The organism is Massilia cellulosiltytica (assembly GCF_047325105.1).
Lineage (GTDB): Bacteria > Pseudomonadota > Gammaproteobacteria > Burkholderiales > Burkholderiaceae_D > Telluria > Telluria orientalis.
Genome location: NZ_CP168562.1, coordinates 6945778 through 6960147, shown reverse-complemented (window position 1 = coordinate 6960147; position 14370 = coordinate 6945778). Strand labels below are relative to the sequence as shown.

The 14370-nt window shown below is 66.3% G+C and carries 15 protein-coding genes and 1 pseudogene; 9 read left to right on the top strand and 7 right to left on the bottom strand.

Going from position 1 to position 14370, the window contains the following annotated elements:
• Positions 1 to 4 precede the first annotated feature (4 nt).
• Complete coding sequence (locus ACEN9H_RS30620) at positions 5 to 898, top strand: LysR family transcriptional regulator ArgP (RefSeq protein ID WP_413673177.1); 894 nt, start codon at positions 5 to 7, stop codon at positions 896 to 898.
• Here the strand turns inward: ACEN9H_RS30620 and ACEN9H_RS30615 are convergent.
• Entirely contained in the window at positions 823 to 1287 is a 465-nt protein-coding gene (locus ACEN9H_RS30615; protein WP_413673176.1) for a hypothetical protein, read from the bottom strand. The two genes, ACEN9H_RS30620 and ACEN9H_RS30615, sit on opposite strands and share 76 nt — an antisense overlap.
• Between ACEN9H_RS30615 and ACEN9H_RS30610 the strand changes: the two genes are divergently transcribed.
• The 4 genes from ACEN9H_RS30610 to ACEN9H_RS30595 all read left to right on the top strand — a co-directional run bounded on the left by ACEN9H_RS30610 (position 1286) and on the right by ACEN9H_RS30595 (position 4026).
• Positions 1286 to 1744, top strand: coding sequence for a MerR family transcriptional regulator (locus ACEN9H_RS30610; RefSeq protein ID WP_413673175.1), 459 nt, complete (start codon positions 1286 to 1288; stop codon positions 1742 to 1744). The two genes, ACEN9H_RS30615 and ACEN9H_RS30610, sit on opposite strands and share 2 nt — an antisense overlap.
• Before the next feature lie 174 nt (positions 1745 to 1918).
• Positions 1919 to 2602: a beta/gamma crystallin-related protein gene (locus ACEN9H_RS30605; protein WP_413673174.1), complete on the top strand. Its 684-nt coding sequence runs from the start codon at positions 1919 to 1921 to the stop codon at positions 2600 to 2602.
• Between the two features lie 246 nt (positions 2603 to 2848).
• Positions 2849 to 3166, top strand: coding sequence for a transposase (locus ACEN9H_RS30600; RefSeq protein WP_056132584.1), 318 nt, complete (start codon positions 2849 to 2851; stop codon positions 3164 to 3166).
• On the top strand, positions 3163 to 4026 hold the full coding sequence (locus tag ACEN9H_RS30595) for an IS3 family transposase (RefSeq protein ID WP_056132588.1): 864 nt from the start codon (positions 3163 to 3165) through the stop codon (positions 4024 to 4026). Before ACEN9H_RS30600 ends, ACEN9H_RS30595 begins: the two co-directional genes overlap by 4 nt.
• A 63-nt stretch (positions 4027 to 4089) precedes the next feature.
• On the opposite strand, the gene modC is transcribed toward ACEN9H_RS30595, so the two are convergent.
• Genes modC through modA form a run of 3 tightly spaced genes read right to left on the bottom strand, consistent with a single transcriptional unit; the run spans position 4090 to position 6589 of the window.
• Entirely contained in the window at positions 4090 to 5169 is a 1080-nt protein-coding gene (gene modC, locus ACEN9H_RS30590; protein WP_413673173.1) for a molybdenum ABC transporter ATP-binding protein, read from the bottom strand.
• Positions 5169 to 5852, bottom strand: coding sequence for a molybdate ABC transporter permease subunit (gene modB, locus ACEN9H_RS30585; RefSeq protein WP_371763093.1), 684 nt, complete (start codon positions 5850 to 5852; stop codon positions 5169 to 5171). Before modB ends, modC begins: the two co-directional genes overlap by 1 nt.
• Positions 5849 to 6589, bottom strand: a complete 741-nt coding sequence (modA, locus tag ACEN9H_RS30580) for a molybdate ABC transporter substrate-binding protein (protein WP_413673172.1) — start codon at positions 6587 to 6589, stop codon at positions 5849 to 5851. Before modA ends, modB begins: the two co-directional genes overlap by 4 nt.
• A 108-nt stretch (positions 6590 to 6697) precedes the next feature.
• Here modA and ACEN9H_RS30575 point away from each other — a divergent pair, with 108 nt between their 5' ends.
• The 3 genes from ACEN9H_RS30575 to ACEN9H_RS30565 all read left to right on the top strand — a co-directional run bounded on the left by ACEN9H_RS30575 (position 6698) and on the right by ACEN9H_RS30565 (position 10618).
• A complete protein-coding gene (locus ACEN9H_RS30575) occupies positions 6698 to 7465 on the top strand; it encodes a TOBE domain-containing protein (protein ID WP_413675652.1) in 768 nt (255 codons plus the stop codon).
• A 109-nt stretch (positions 7466 to 7574) separates the two neighbouring features.
• Positions 7575 to 8678, top strand: a complete 1104-nt coding sequence (locus ACEN9H_RS30570; RefSeq protein ID WP_413673171.1) for a TIGR03118 family protein — start codon at positions 7575 to 7577, stop codon at positions 8676 to 8678.
• Between the two features lie 95 nt (positions 8679 to 8773).
• On the top strand, positions 8774 to 10618 hold the full coding sequence (locus ACEN9H_RS30565) for a hypothetical protein (protein ID WP_413673170.1): 1845 nt from the start codon (positions 8774 to 8776) through the stop codon (positions 10616 to 10618).
• Between the two features lie 3 nt (positions 10619 to 10621).
• Here ACEN9H_RS30565 and ACEN9H_RS30560 read toward each other — a convergent pair.
• Positions 10622 to 10968, bottom strand: a pseudogene (locus ACEN9H_RS30560) (GFA family protein).
• A 154-nt stretch (positions 10969 to 11122) separates the two neighbouring features.
• Here ACEN9H_RS30560 and ACEN9H_RS30555 point away from each other — a divergent pair.
• Positions 11123 to 11491, top strand: a complete 369-nt coding sequence (locus ACEN9H_RS30555) for a hypothetical protein (RefSeq protein WP_413673169.1) — start codon at positions 11123 to 11125, stop codon at positions 11489 to 11491.
• A gap of 4 nt (positions 11492 to 11495) precedes the next feature.
• On the opposite strand, the gene ACEN9H_RS30550 is transcribed toward ACEN9H_RS30555, so the two are convergent.
• Together ACEN9H_RS30550 and tssK are read right to left on the bottom strand one after the other, a co-directional pair.
• Entirely contained in the window at positions 11496 to 12887 is a 1392-nt protein-coding gene (locus ACEN9H_RS30550; protein ID WP_413673168.1) for a hypothetical protein, read from the bottom strand.
• 77 nt (positions 12888 to 12964) lie between these two features.
• On the bottom strand, positions 12965 to 14305 hold the full coding sequence (tssK, locus tag ACEN9H_RS30545; protein WP_413675651.1) for a type VI secretion system baseplate subunit TssK: 1341 nt from the start codon (positions 14303 to 14305) through the stop codon (positions 12965 to 12967).
• Positions 14306 to 14370 lie beyond the last annotated feature (65 nt).

Here is a 14370-nt window from a genome sequence, read left to right as displayed (position 1 = left end):
TCCAATGACCATCGATCCACGCCGCAGCGAGGCGTTCGTCGCCGCCGTCGACAGCGGCAGTCTGGAGCAGGCAGCCGCGCTGCTGAACGTGACGCCGTCCGCCATCTCCCAGCGCATCGCCGCGCTGGAACACGACCTGGGCACGCCGCTGCTCGTGCGCGCCCGTCCCTGTCGGCCGACGGCGCCCGGCATGCGGTTGCTGCAATTCCTGCGCCGCCGTGCGCTGCTCGAAGACGAATTCTTCGCGGAGCAGCAGGCCGATCCGGGCCCGGTGCGCGTGGCGCTGGCCGTCAACAACGATACGCTGGCGACGTGGCTGCTGCCCGTGCTGGCGCCGGTGCTGATCGAGGAAGGGCTGCTCGTGGAATTCGTCACGGGTGACCAGAGGCACACGTTCGCGCTGCTGGAACAGGGTCTTGCGCTCGCCTGCGTGTCGGGCGAGACGGAACCGATGCGCGGCTGCACCGTGAATCCGCTCGGCGTGATGCGCTACCGGATGGTGGCGGCGCCCGCCTTCGCCGCGCGCTGGTTCCCCGGCGGGATCACGCGCGACGCTGCGCGGCGGGCGCCGGTGATGGTCTTCGACCGCAACGACCGCCTGCAGACGGCCTTCCTGCTGCAGCACTTCGGCCTGCCGGAAGGCGCGTACCCGTTTCACTACGTGCCGTCCAGCGATCCGTACGTGCAAGCAATCCGCCTCGGTCTCGGCTACGGCCTGCTGCCGCTGGAGCAGTGTGCGGACATGCTCGCCGGCGGCGCCCTCGTCGACCTGACGCCGGATCTGTTCGTCGACGTGACGCTGTACTGGCACGCCTGGCGCATTCAGCCGCCGCGGCTGGAGCGGATGGGCGCGGCGCTGGTGAAGGGCGCGCGGGCGGCACTGCTGCCCTTGTCCTGAGCAACCGGCAGCCACTGCGCGACGCCCCAGCAGAACTCCGGCACGAGGAACAGCCACAGCAAGGGCGCGCCGCTGGCGGCGAGTGCCCACGCCATCCAGGTGGAGAACAGGAAGCGGCCGACGCCATCGTAGCGGCCCAGGGTGACGCTGGTGGCGCGCAGGCGCAGCACGGACCACACGAGCACGATGCTGCCCATCAGGCAGGCGAACAGCACGTGGAACGGGCCGAAGTCCGGCAACGCATCGCCGCCCAGGCTGCGGTTGAGGCTCGAGAGCTGCGCGTGCGCGAGGGCGAACGTCCACGGCGTGGCGAACGGCGCCGTGAGCAGCAGGTCGTACACGGCGCTGGCGCGCACGACGGTGAGAAAAGCGGATCGGCTGAGTTGCATGGAAATCTCCCGGGATGAAGGTTCCGGCATCATCGACCCTGGAGTACACTCCAAGGTCAAGGTATTTATCGCACCCACCGCCATGCAGATCGGAGAACTCGCCGCCGCCACCGGCCTCACCCGGGACACCCTGCGCTTCTACGAGAAACGCGGGCTGCTGTTGTCGCGCCGCCTCGCCAACGGCTACCGCGACTATCCGCCCGAAGCCGTGCAATGGCTGTGCTACCTGCGCGCCGCCCAGGCGTTCGGTTTTACCCTGGCCGAGATCGAGACCGGCCTGCCGCTGCTGGACGATCCGGCCGCCGCCGCGCCCCTGCTGCGCGATGCACTCGTGCGCAAGCTGGAGGACATCGATGCACGCATCGCGGGGCTCTCCGCCCTGCGTGCCGATCTCGCGCGCGAACTGGCGCAGCCGGGATTCGGCTGCCCCGTGCTGGAGGAACAAGCGGCCGCGTGAGGAGGTCTCGACGGCCTGGGCCGGCAGATCGCCGACCTGCTTCGGGCCGAAGACATCGAGCCATGCGCGTGCCGTTCGCGTAAAATTTTGTTACAAGGAAACTGTCAGCCGTCCGTACGGCGCCCGCGTTAACAGCACAGGCGCCGACGGATGGCGCACATCCATGGAGAGATCATGAAACGCCTGCTTGCCACCGCCGCCGTGCTGGCCACCTTCACCCACGCCGCCTTTGCCGGAGAACTGACGCTATTCTCGGACAGCAATTTCCGCGGCCAACGCGTGACCATCGACCGCGACGCCGCCAGTCTGGGCGATGTCAACTTCAATGACCGCGCGTCGAGCGCCGTCATCCGCTCGGGCACGTGGCTGCTGTGCGAGCACGCCAACTTCGGCGGCCGCTGCCAGGAGTTCGGTCCGGGCGAATACCGCGAGCTTCCGGGTTTCAACGACGCCATCTCTTCCGCACGCCAGGTCGACCGCGGCGGCCGTGGCAGCTGGCGCGATCACGACCGTGACGACAACCGGGGTGGCTGGCGCGGTGACGACCGCGGCGACCGGGGCGACCGTGGTGACCGTGGAGACCGCGGCGGCTGGCGCGGCGACCGGGGCGGTGCCGACGTCGTGATGTTCGCCGGCCAGCGCTTCGAAGGCCAGCAAGTGGAACTGTCGCAGGACGTGCGCGCGCTGAGCGACGTCGGCTTCAACGACCGCGCCACCTCGCTCATCATCCGCGAGGGCCGCTGGGAATTCTGCGAGCACGCCGACTTCCGCGGCGAATGCGTCGTCCTGGGGCCGGGCCGCTACGACGTCCTCGACCGCATGAACAACCGCATCTCGTCGATGCGCCGCGTGCGCTGAAAATTCGGGGTCAGAGCACATTTCACCGCAAATTCGGGGTCAGAGCACATTTTGGAACAATGACCTCGTAGCATTTCTCACACGCAGACCGCACGTGCAGACACAGGAGCACGATGGACGACGCGACGCCGTCGTATCCCAGGAACCATTGATCGGAAATTTGCTCTGACCCCGAATTTCTCGAAAAATGTGCTCTGAGACGTACCGGGTTTAGTGGACATCCCAAATAGAGGACAATACGTTCCCATGGATAAGACTAAACCCGACGCTACCGGACGCAAAAGCTTCACGAAGGCTTTCAAGCAAGAAGCAGTCGCACGTCTGAAGAAAACTGATAACGCGACGGCTCTGGCGCTGGAACTTGGCGTGCGGCGCAACTTGCTCTACAAATGGGCTGAGGCGCTCGAGAAAGCTGGCGCGGAGAAGGCGTTTAATGGCCCGGGGCGGCCGCTGGCACAGGACGAAGATGAGTTGACCCGACTGCGGCGGGAAAATGAGCGGTTAAAGATGGAGAATGCCATCTTAAAAAAGGCGGACGCGTACTTTGCGAAACGCAAGCCGTGAAGTACGCCTTTGTTCATCAGCACTGCAAAGAGTTTCCAATTGCGATGATGTGTCGGCTGCTGCAGGTAAGCCGAAGCGGCTGTTATGCCTCGCACAGGCGTGAGCCGAGCATACGCAGTCGTGAAGACGTCGCGCTACGTATTCGCATCGAAGAATTGCATGCAAAACAGTGGCGCGCGCCAGGCGTCATCAAGACTTGGCGCCTGCTGCAGGCTGACGGAGTGAACTGCAGCCGTAACCGCGTGGCCAGGATACGCCGGATTGCTGGTATCGAGACGCGACGCATGGCGCGGTTTAAAAAAATGCGGACGTATCAAAAGAGCGAGCCACCCGCAGAAGATTTGGTCAAACGCGAATTTGCCGTAAAGTTGCCCAACCGGGTCTGGGTCGGCGATATGACGCAGATCGCGACAAGAAAAGGGCCGTTGCATCTTGCCGCCTTCATCGACCTGTGCACACGTCGCGTCATCGGCTGGGCCACTGCAACGAGCCAGACAGCCAGGCTGGCCGTGACAGCACTGCAAGCAGGTATTGAACAGCAAAAGCCTGTCGGCGGGCTAATCTGTCATACGGATCAGGGCTCGCAGTTTGCCTCGGCCATGTTTCGCAATCACTTGCAAGACAACCAAATATGCCCGAGCATGAGCCGCAGAGGAAACTGCCACGACAACGCCGTGGCAGAGAGCTTCTTTTCGAACCTGAAGAACGAAGTGACGCACCACACGGTCTATGAAGATCAGCAGTCGGCACTAGCCGCCATCACCGCCTACATCGACGTGTACTACAATCAGCAACGCCTTCATCAGACGCTCGGCTACCGTACGCCGGCCGAAGTCGAAAAAATGCACAGGTGTACCTGATTTAACCTGTCCACCAAACCGGTGCATCTCACTCTGACCCCGAATTAGGGAATTAACTCTGGATCAACTGAGCAATGCCACGCCTTTGATCTGCACCCACAGCCGCAGCCCGGGTGCGATGCCCAGCTCGCGGCGCGAGCGTTCGGTGATACGGGCCAGCAGCGGCGATTCTCCCATCCGCAATTGCACGAGCACGTGGCCGGGCGTGTCGGTGGCGGCCACTGCCGTCACCACGGCCGGCAGCCGGTTGACGATGCTCGTGCCTTGCGGACGGTCCAGCGCCAAACTGACGTCGCGCGCGTGGATACGGCAGCGCAGGCGCGTGCCGACGGCTTCGCGACGCCGGCCCACGAACAGCGCGCCGCCCGCGAATTCCAGGCGGGATAACGCGTCTTCCTCGTGGCCGGCCAGGATCGTGTCGAGCACCACGCCGGCATCGTCGGCGAAGCTGGGCGGCAGGTCCACGCGCGCCAGCGTTTCCGACAGCGGCCCGCTGGCGACCGCCTTGCCGTCGTCCAGCAGCACGAGGTGATCGGCCAGCCGCGCGACCTCGTCCGGCGCATGGCTCACGTAGACGATCGGGATCGCCAGTTCCCCGTGCATCCGTTCCAGGTAGGGCAGGATCTCCAGCTTGCGGCGCAGGTCGAGCGCGGCCAGCGGTTCGTCCATCAGCAGCAGCCGCGGCGACGCGAGCAGGGCGCGCGCGATCGCCACGCGCTGGCGCTCGCCGCCCGACAGACCGTCCGGCCGGCGCTCGAGCAGGTTTTCGATGCCCAGCAGGGCCGTCACGGGTTCCAGCGCGAAGCGGCGCTCGTGCACCGGCACGCGCTTGCGGCCGAACTCCAGGTTGGCGCGCACGGACAGGTGCGGGAACAGGCTCGCTTCCTGGAACACGTAGCCGATCGCCCGCCGGTGCACGGGGACGAACACGCCACGCGCATCGTCCTGCCACACCTCATCGCCGAGCGCGACGACACCGCCGGGCGCGCGTTCCAGGCCGGCGATGGCGCGCAAGACCGTCGTCTTGCCCGAGCCGGAATGGCCGAACAGGGCGCTGATGCCGCGCAGGGGCAGGTCGAGGTCGACGTCCAATCGAAACGCGCCACGGTCCACGCGCAGGCGCACGCGCAATCCGTCCGTCATCAGCGCCGTCCTTTCATCGCTTGCGGATACAGGGTGTACAGCGCCAGCAGCACGATGAAGCTGAATGCCAGCATGCCGCCCGCGAGCCAGTGCGCCTGCGCATATTCGAGCGCCTCGACGTGGTCGTAGATCTGCACGGAGACGACGCGCGTCTTGTCCGGGATATTCCCGCCGATCATGAGCACGACGCCGAATTCGCCCACCGTGTGCGCGAACCCGAGCACGGCGCCGGACAGGAAACCGGGACGCGCCAGCGGCACCGCCACCGACCAGAACGTGTCCCACGGACTCGCGCGCAAGGTGGCCGCCACTTCCAGCGGCCGCGTGCCGATCGCCTCGAACGCATTTTGCAGCGGCTGCACGACGAAGGGCAGGGAATAGCACACGGACGCCAGCACGAGGCCGCCGAACGAGAACGGCAACAAGCCGATGCCGAGCGCCTCCGTCAGCTTGCCGACCGGACCGTTCGGCCCCAGCAGCAGCAGCAGGTAAAAGCCGATCACGGTGGGCGGCAGCACGAGGGGCAACGCGACGACGGCGCCGACCGCGTGCCGCAGGCGCGAACGCGTGCGCGCGAGCCACCATGCGACCGGTGTGCCGATCGCCAGCAGCAGCAGGGTCACGACGGTCGCCAGTTCCAGCGTCAGGCGGACGGCCGCGAAGTCGGCGGCGTCCAGGGTCACAATGCGTAGCCGTACGAGCGGATAATCTCTCTGGCCTTGTTCGATTTCAGATAACTTGCCAAAGCCTTCGCGGCCGGATTGGCGCCGCCCCTGGCGAGGATGACGGCGTCCTGGCGGATCGGACCGTGCAGGTTGTCGGGCACGATCCAGCCGGAGCCGGACGCGAATCTGCCGTCGCGATAGACCTGCGACAGCGCGACGAAGCCGAGCGGCGCGTTGCCCGTGCTGACGAACTGGTGCGTCTGGGCGATGTTTTCGCCCTGCACGAGCTTGCCCTGCACGCGGTCATAGACGCCCAGCTTGTTCAGCGTCTCGATGGCGGCCGCGCCGTACGGGGCCGTCTTCGGATTGGCGATGGCGAGATGGGCATAGTTGCCCGTCTTGAGGACCTGGCCCTGGCCGTCGACATAGCCGTCCTTTGCGGACCACAGCGCCAGCTTGCCGGTCGCATAGGTAAAACGCGTGCCGGGCACGGTGCGGCGCTCCGCTTCCAGTCTGGCCGGGGTCTCGTCGTCGGCCGCGAGCAGTACCTCGAACGGCGCGCCGTTGACGATCTGGGCGTAGAACTTGCCGGTGGCGCCGAACGCGAGGATGGCCTTGTGGCCCGTGTCCTGTTCGAATGCCGCCGCGATTTTCTGCATCGGCGCGGTGAAATTGGCGGCCACCGCCACTTGCACCTCGTCCGCCTGGGCGGCGTGGCACGCGATCAGGGCCAGCACGCCGGCGAGTTGCTTCATGGTCGACTCCAGTTCTTTATCGCTATATAGTAGAGTATATAACGAAACGGAACAGGACAGATCGTGGAAAACGACAACACAGGCTTCGCGCTGCAGGGCGCCGTCTGGATGACGGTCGGCGGCGAAAAATTCGGCGGCCAGGGACGGGTGGAGCTGCTGGCCGCGATCGGCCAGACGGGGTCGATCAGCCAGGCCGCGAAAGCGGTCGGCATGAGCTACAAGGGGGCGTGGGACGCGATCGACGCGATGAACAACCTGGCCGGCGAAGCGCTGGTGGAACGCGTCGCCGGCGGCAAGGGCGGCGGCGGCACGCGGCTGACGGCGCGCGGCGAACAACTCGTCAGGAACTTTCGCGCGCTCGAGCAACTCCACCAGCAATTCGTGGAACAACTCAACGGACAGGCCGGCAACCTGTCCGCCGACCTTACGCTGATCAGCAGGCTGAACATGAAAACGAGCGCACGCAACCAGTTCTTCGGCACGGTCTCCCGGGTCCAGCCCGGCGCCGTCAACGACGAGATCGAACTCGACATCGCCGGCGGCCACACAATCGTCGCCATCGTCACGCACGAGAGCACGGCCAGCCTCGGCCTGGCACAGGGCGCCCAGGCGTTCGCGCTGGTCAAGGCGTCATCGATCATCCTCATGACGGAAGGCGAGGGCGCGCGCTTCTCGGCCCGCAACCAGCTCGCCGGCACCGTGTCCCGCCTGATGCCGGGCGCCGTCAACACGGAAGTCGTCCTCGACCTGACGGGCGGGGGCAGCATCGCCGCCATCATCACCAACGAGAGCGCGCGGTCGCTCGAGCTGGCCGAGGGCCGGACGGCCACGGCGATGTTCAAGGCGTCCAGCGTGATCGTGGGCGTGCCGACCTGAAACTACCCATCCGGGGTACGTTTAGGCTACCTCAAATCCCTTCCATTCTCTCCCGCGCAAGATCGGCATTAGCGCGCGCTTCCTTCGAACGTTTACCGGAGAATGGAAAATGGAAAAGTTCTATAAATTCCTGGCCTGTGTCCTGGGTGTCCTGACCTTGACGGCGGTATCCCAGGCATCCGCGAGCGACTTCTACCGTCAGCGCAACCTGGTATCGGACAGCGCAGCCGTACCGGCGGAGCAGCGCGATCCCAATCTCGTGAACGCCTGGGGACTGGCGTTCAATCCCTATGGCGTGGCGTGGGTCGCCGATAACCACACGGGCGTCTCGACCCTCTACAACGGCAATGGCAATCCGCAGAGTCTCGTGGTCACCATTCCCGGCCCGGGCGGCGCCACTGGCAGCCCCACGGGCACCGTGTTCTATGGCGGCCCGGGCTTCGTCGTGACCAAGGGCGGCGTATCCGGTCCCAGCCGCTTCCTGTTCGCGAGCGAGGATGGCGGCATCGCGGGCTGGGCGCCCAACGTCGACGCGACGCACGCCATCCGCGTGATCGACAACAGCGCGCACGATGCCATCTACAAGGGCATCGCCCTCAGCGGCAACGGCCGCGGCACGCTGCTGTACGCCACCGACTTCCACAACGGCAAGGTCGATGTCTACGACAGCACATTCAAGCCGGTCTACCTGTCCGGCAAGTTCCGCGATCCGCGCCTGCCGGCGGGCTATGCGCCGTTCGGCATCCAGGCCGTCAACGGCGACCTCTACGTGACCTACGCGAAACAGGACGAGGAACGCGAGGATGACGTGGCCGGCCCGGGCTTCGGCTTCGTCGACGTGTTCGATCCGGACGGACACCTGCTGCGCCGCCTCGCTTCCGGCGGCGCGCTCAACGCCCCGTGGGGCATTGCGTTGGCGCCGGCCAGCTTCGGCCGCTTCAGCAACCGCCTGCTGGTCGGGAACTTCGGCGATGGGATGATCAATGCCTACGACCCCGCGACCGGTAAATGGCTGGGACGCCTGAAGGAACCGCACGGCAAGGCAATCCACATCGACGGCCTGTGGGGCATCGGGTTCGGCAACGGTCTCAATGATCAACCGGTCGACACGCTGTTCTTCGCCGCCGGCCCGGACGACGAAAACCACGGCCAGTACGGGCGCATCGACGTGGCGCCGGGCGACGAGCACGACGATGCGCCGGAAACGCAATAGACGATCGATGGCGGCACGGCGTCATCCCGAATATATGGAGAGCATTTCACAAAAGACCGCATAATCCCGACTGTGGCAACCACTGGCGGACGGCGATGAGCGATTTTTTGCCCAAGGAATGCGATATCGTGATGGAAGGCGGGGTGACCTCCGGCGTGGTCTACCCCGCGTTCGTGGCGCGGCTGGCCGAAAAATTCACCTTGCGCTCGATCGGCGGGACGAGCGTCGGCGCCGTGGCGGCCATCGCGGCGGCGGCGGCCCAGTTCAAGCGCAACCGCGTGCGCAAGGACGGGCAGGGTGAGGACGACGGTTTTCATCTCCTGGCCCGGCTGCCCGGCAGCCTGCAGGAAGCCGTCGGCGCGCACACCCGGCTGTTCTCGCTGTTCCAGCCCTGCGCAGCACTGCGTCCGCACTTCCGCGTGATCGCGGCGGCGCTCAACGAAACGAGCAAGTCTAAGGCATGCGGCTATTTATCCTTCGCCATGCTGTGGAATTTCCCGCTCGGTGCCGTGGTGGGCGGGGGCATGTGGCTGCTGGGCTTTCTGATCAGCAGCAGCCTGCTCGGCGGACACTGGCCAAGCGTGCCCCTCGTCGGCCTCGCCAGCGTCCTGTGGTTCGGCTTGTGCATGTTCGTGGGCGCGCTGGCCGGGGCGCTGCTGCAGGCCACGTGGTCGGCGTGGCGCGGGCTGCGCGCCAACCGCTGCGGCATCTGCTCCGGCCTGCGCACGTCCGCGGACAATCCGCCCGCGCTGACGGAATGGCTGCATGGCCTCGTGCAGGACATCGCCGGCCTTCCACTCGACACGCCGCTGACGTTCGGCCTGCTGCGCACGTCCGAGCCCCCGATCGAACTGGCCCTGATGACGACGGGCCTCTCCGAACTGCGCGCACACCGCCTGCCGCATTCGAGCGCCGACCTTGTATTCCGCGCCTCGGAAATGGCCGCCCTGTTCCCGCCCACGATCGTCGACTGGATGACGGCGCACTCGCGCCATACGCGCCACGGCGCACGCACGGTGACCGTACTGGAACGCATGAACGCCGGTGGCGAGGATTACTACTTCATGCCCGATCCGGACGACCTGCCGCTCGTGGTGGCCGCGCGTATGAGCCTCAGTTTTCCCGTACTGCTGCAAGCCGTGCCCCTGTACCGCCTGCGTGCGCTGCCGGTGCATGGGGACGGCGTCGACCTGCTGCGCGTCTGGTTCTCGGACGGCGGCCTGACCAGCAACTTCCCGATCCATTTTTTCGACAACATCCTCCCGACCCGTCCGACCTTCGGCGTCACCCTGCAGGACGACCTGGCCGACGACGATCCGTTCGACGCGCGCGTGTCTCTCCCGACAAACAACAACACCGGCGTGACGGCCGCATACATGGCGGTCGACGACACCGACGGCCGCCCGTCGCTGCCGCGCTTCGCGGGCGCCATCCTGCGCACGATCCGCACGTGGCGCGACGAAGCCCTGAAGCGCACCCCGGGCTACCGCGACCGCGTCGTGCAGATCCGCCATACGAAAAAAGAGGGTGGGCTGAACCTGAACATGACGCGCGCCGCCATCGACGTGATGAGCCGCAGCGGGGAAGAGGCGGCGCGCCAGGTGATCGAGCGCTTCCTGAACCCCGTCGAAAAAGAAAACGGCTGGCTGAACCACCGCTGGGTGCGCATGCGCAGCACGGCGGCCGTCCTGCAGGAAACCTTCGCGCCCCTCTCCGAAGCCTGGCATGACGCGCGCCTGAAACCCTCGTACGAAGCGCTGTGGATGGCCCACGGCATGGATGCCTTGCCCGCCTACCAGCTCAGCAAGGCCAACCGCACGGCCGGCTTCGCGCTGTGGGAACGCATCGTCGCGCTGCCGCAGGAAGTGGCGCCGGCGGAGCTGTCCGCCCACGCACCGCGGCCGCAGCCGGAACTCGTGATCGCGCCGCGCCTGAACTGATGGTCAGGCGTCGCGGCCGTCGAAGTGCTGCACGGGAATCGCGTCGAGATCGATGCCCTCGATGCAGCGCAGGTTGATGGCCGCCATCGGATTCCCCTTCGGATCGACTCCTTCCGCATACGGATGGATGCCGCACGTGGGACAGAAGCGGTGCTGGATGACGTGCTTGTTGAACGTGTAGGTCGCGGCCGCGTCCTCGGGCGTGCGCAGGCGGAACTGCGCACGCGGCACGAACCAGAGCAGCGATCCCTTGCGCTGGCACATCGAACAATTACAGGCGAGGCACCCTGGATCTCGCCCTCCACTTCATACGCCACCTGGCCGCAGTGGCAGCTGCCTTGATAAATCATGTGTCGTCCCCTTTATACGTTGAAATATGGGACTCATGGTAGCGCAGGATTTTTGCAAGCGCATGTGTCGGGGCGCGCACCCGACACAATCGGACATCGACCGGCGCGCGCAACCCGCTAGAGTGGCCGCATCGTCATCGACAAGGTGCAGACCATGACATCCGGTTTGATCAGGAAGCTCCTCCCGCTGGCCGCCGCCGCGCTTCTCATGCCGCTACCCGCATTTGCGCAAGGCGTGAACGTCTGCTCACTCGTCTCCTGCAGCGCCAGCGGCCGGCATGCCGCCGTGCTCGACGAACCGGCGCAACCAGGCCGCCCAGCGCAGGCGGCTGCAGTGGCACGCCGTCCCGCGCAGGAAGACACAACGCGCGATCCGTGGGCACGCCGCTTTCAAGGACGGGAAAACGAAGACGAGGATGTCTGCCTGCTGAACTTCGGCATCGGCGGCCAGCTGGCCAGGAAGGGATCCATCGACAGCCACGTGCTGGGCCGCACGCAGGCATGGCGCGCGCCGGCCCGCTGAGAGGTCAACCCACGGGGTGCACGACCGTGGCGATGCGGCGGTCCGGCATCTCGTTGGCGAGGCACAGCACCGGCGCCTGGCGCACGCCCGCGTAGTACGTCCCCAGCGCGAGCGCCGTCACGAACGGGACGACGCCGCAAGCGCCACTCGACGCCCCTACACGTACGATGTCCTCGCTGCCGTCGAGCTGCCGCATCGTCGTGGCCGCATATTCCATCAACTCGTACACAGGCCGCGACCGGTGACCGGTATCGGCGACGATCATCGCCACGCCATCCGTATCGGCACCTGCATCGGCGAGCGTGCGCTCGACGAGTCGCGCGAGCACGCGCTCGGCGTCGCGCCTGCGCCCGTCGGCCGGCTCCGCGACGCGCACTTCCGCGAGCGGCGCGAGCAGCGCCACCGCCTGGCCATCGGATGCTCCTGCCAGCACCGCGCTGCCCAGTAACATGCCGGCGGCGCCCTCGCCCGGCATCATCCCCTGCGGCTGCGCGGACGTGAACAAGACCTGTTCCGATGCCCAGCGCGCGACCGTTGCCTCACTCACATGCGACGCTGCCGCCACCACGAGCGTGACACCGGGCGCTGCGCCGGCCGCAGTAATGTCGGTCACAGGATCGGTGCCGCACATGGCCGCACCGATCTCTCCACGCCATCCGGCCTGCGCCGCCGCATACCGCAGCCACGCCGCAGCGGCATCGCGCTGCCGTTCGGACCAATCCGCCGGCAGCAGCGGCAGCACCTGGAGCCCGGGCATGGCATCGTCGCGCACGGTCCAATCGATCGCGGCCCGTCCCGCGAGTTCCGCGACCACGCTGCTGGCCAGCGTCAACGCACGCCACTGCTCGTCGCTGAAGTTTGCGTCATTGCCTCCGTGCGCCGCCAGCCAGTCGGTGACATCTTCCCGCAGCGCCTCGTCGTATGCGTCCTCGCAGCGGGCGCACAGCACGGGGAAACCGTCGTGGTCGACGAGGGCCCGGTCCAGATCCGGGCGTGCCTTGTTGTCCGCGATGGCGGCCGCCAGTTGTTCGGCCGATGCACCCTGCGGGGCGCGCAGTGCCGTCGCGAGAATCGCCAGGTGCTGCGCGTGCGCCGGGCGCGTGGCGGCGCTGGCCGGGCGCGCGGGTGTGGCAGGCAGCGCATCGGCCTGGGCGACGGTGCTGCGTTGCGCGATCCATTTGTGTCCGACGAAGCCCGCCAGCAGCAGGGCTACGGGCAGGCCGAACAGCAACAGCATCCATTCCGACGTGGCGGGCACGCGCGCACTCGCGCGCCACCAGACGATCGCGCCGCTCCAGCAGGCGACGAAGACGGCGGCGGCGATGAAGGCCGGCTTGATCCAGACGGGCGCTGTATCCGAGGCGGGGAGCGGTTCGGCGGTGAGAGGTGTCGACATGATGGTGTGGCGTCAAAGGTTGTCGATGGTGGCCTGCTGGCCTGCGCTGAGTTCAATGAGGAATATGCAGCGCGGGCTCAAGCGGCGACAGCCAGCAGTTCCAGCTTCAGCCCCTTCATCCCCGACGGCACGTAGATCGCCATCGATTGCGCCTGCAGCATGCGCTCGTACATTTGTCCCTTGGCATCGAGGATGAAATAGCACGTGTCGGGGCGCACCGGCACGGCGGCGGGCAGTTGTGGCGCGTATTGCAGGCGCACGCCGGGCAGGGCCGACAGCACGCATTTCTCGACGTCGTCCGGCGCGCCGACCTTGAAACGCAGCGGCACGGTGTCGACGAGTTCCAGGGTCGGGATGTCGGCCGAGACGGCGACGTAGAAGGTCGTCTTGTCGTCGATCTTGCCGGAGTCGAGCATGCCGTGGTGGTACGACGGCCGCACTTCGTTCAGGACGATGGCGAAGTACTTCGACGAGATCACGGTGTCGAGCAATTCGCGGATGATCTGGAACAGCCTGGCAAAGCCGGGGCCGGGATCTGCGTGCTGGTACACCGGCAGGTCGGTCAGCGTCCAGCTTTTCGAAAACGTCATCAGCGCGCCGCCCACGCCCAGCAATTGTTCGTGCAGGCGTTCCGGGTGCAGGTCGGGATGGTGAAGGTAGTGGGACAGCGATGCGCACGCGGAACTGGCGGTGTGTAATAACCAGAACGACGACATGTCGCCGGAACGGAATTCGATCACGTTGCGGCTCGGCTCGCGGTGGTGGCCATACAGCGAACTCACCTTGGCCTGCAACGCCTCGAACAGGCGGCGCACCTGCTGGAACAGGGCGGGTGCGGCACCCACCGACAGGCTGGGCGGCAGGAAGGACGGGTCCAGCTCGAAGCCGCCGGACGGGGCGCGCCGCAGGCGCAGCACCGGAAAGCTGAGGTAGGCGTCGCGTGGCTCGAATTCCGGAACGAGACGCACGGTTTTCCTGAGGTAGGACACGGACGCCGGCGCCGCTTGCGTGTAGAGGTCGGGCGTTTCCTCATTGGTTTGCACGAAGCGGACCGTCTTGGTCGGCTGACCCGGCTGGGCGAAATTGCCGCTGAAGGGTTTGAGGCCGGGCAGGGCGGCGTAATACGTGACGGTTTGCTGGGATTGCGGCAACTGGCTGAGGTCGACGGTGTCGGGCAATTCGTCGGCACCGGGCGCATCGACCAGTTCGCCGTCCTGGAAGCGCAGCGCGAGTTCGAGGATGCGCAAGACGTTGCTGGACAGTGCCTCGCGGTCGATCTGCAGTGTTTCGATGCCCCAGGCATACGGCTGTACCGCCCGGATGCTCTTGTACAGGCGGTGTTCATGGTACTGGTCCTGGCGCTGGAAATGCTGCGGACGCAGGAGCAGCCCCTCTCCCCACAATACCTTGCTGGCCATGTTGCCGATCATCGTGCTCGTCATGCATGTCCTCCAATCATTGACTTGTCCCAAGTCGATCACCT

What these genes read in the sequence shown, in the direction of transcription:
- ACEN9H_RS30620 (WP_413673177.1), top strand. Translation starts at nt 5, where the DNA reads ATGACCATCGATCCACGCCGCAGCGAGGCGTTCGTCGCCGCCGTCGAC.
- ACEN9H_RS30610 (WP_413673175.1), top strand. Translation starts at nt 1,286, where the DNA reads ATGGAAATCTCCCGGGATGAAGGTTCCGGCATCATCGACCCTGGAGTA.
- ACEN9H_RS30615 (WP_413673176.1), bottom strand. Translation starts at nt 1,287, where the DNA reads ATGCAACTCAGCCGATCCGCTTTTCTCACCGTCGTGCGCGCCAGCGCC.
- ACEN9H_RS30605 (WP_413673174.1), top strand. Translation starts at nt 1,919, where the DNA reads ATGAAACGCCTGCTTGCCACCGCCGCCGTGCTGGCCACCTTCACCCAC.
- ACEN9H_RS30600 (WP_056132584.1), top strand. Translation starts at nt 2,849, where the DNA reads ATGGATAAGACTAAACCCGACGCTACCGGACGCAAAAGCTTCACGAAG.
- modC (WP_413673173.1), bottom strand. Translation starts at nt 5,169, where the DNA reads ATGACGGACGGATTGCGCGTGCGCCTGCGCGTGGACCGTGGCGCGTTT.
- modA (WP_413673172.1), bottom strand. Translation starts at nt 6,589, where the DNA reads ATGAAGCAACTCGCCGGCGTGCTGGCCCTGATCGCGTGCCACGCCGCC.
- ACEN9H_RS30575 (WP_413675652.1), top strand. Translation starts at nt 6,698, where the DNA reads ATGACGGTCGGCGGCGAAAAATTCGGCGGCCAGGGACGGGTGGAGCTG.
- ACEN9H_RS30570 (WP_413673171.1), top strand. Translation starts at nt 7,575, where the DNA reads ATGGAAAAGTTCTATAAATTCCTGGCCTGTGTCCTGGGTGTCCTGACC.
- ACEN9H_RS30565 (WP_413673170.1), top strand. Translation starts at nt 8,774, where the DNA reads ATGAGCGATTTTTTGCCCAAGGAATGCGATATCGTGATGGAAGGCGGG.
- ACEN9H_RS30555 (WP_413673169.1), top strand. Translation starts at nt 11,123, where the DNA reads ATGACATCCGGTTTGATCAGGAAGCTCCTCCCGCTGGCCGCCGCCGCG.
- ACEN9H_RS30550 (WP_413673168.1), bottom strand. Translation starts at nt 12,887, where the DNA reads ATGTCGACACCTCTCACCGCCGAACCGCTCCCCGCCTCGGATACAGCG.
- tssK (WP_413675651.1), bottom strand. Translation starts at nt 14,305, where the DNA reads ATGGCCAGCAAGGTATTGTGGGGAGAGGGGCTGCTCCTGCGTCCGCAG.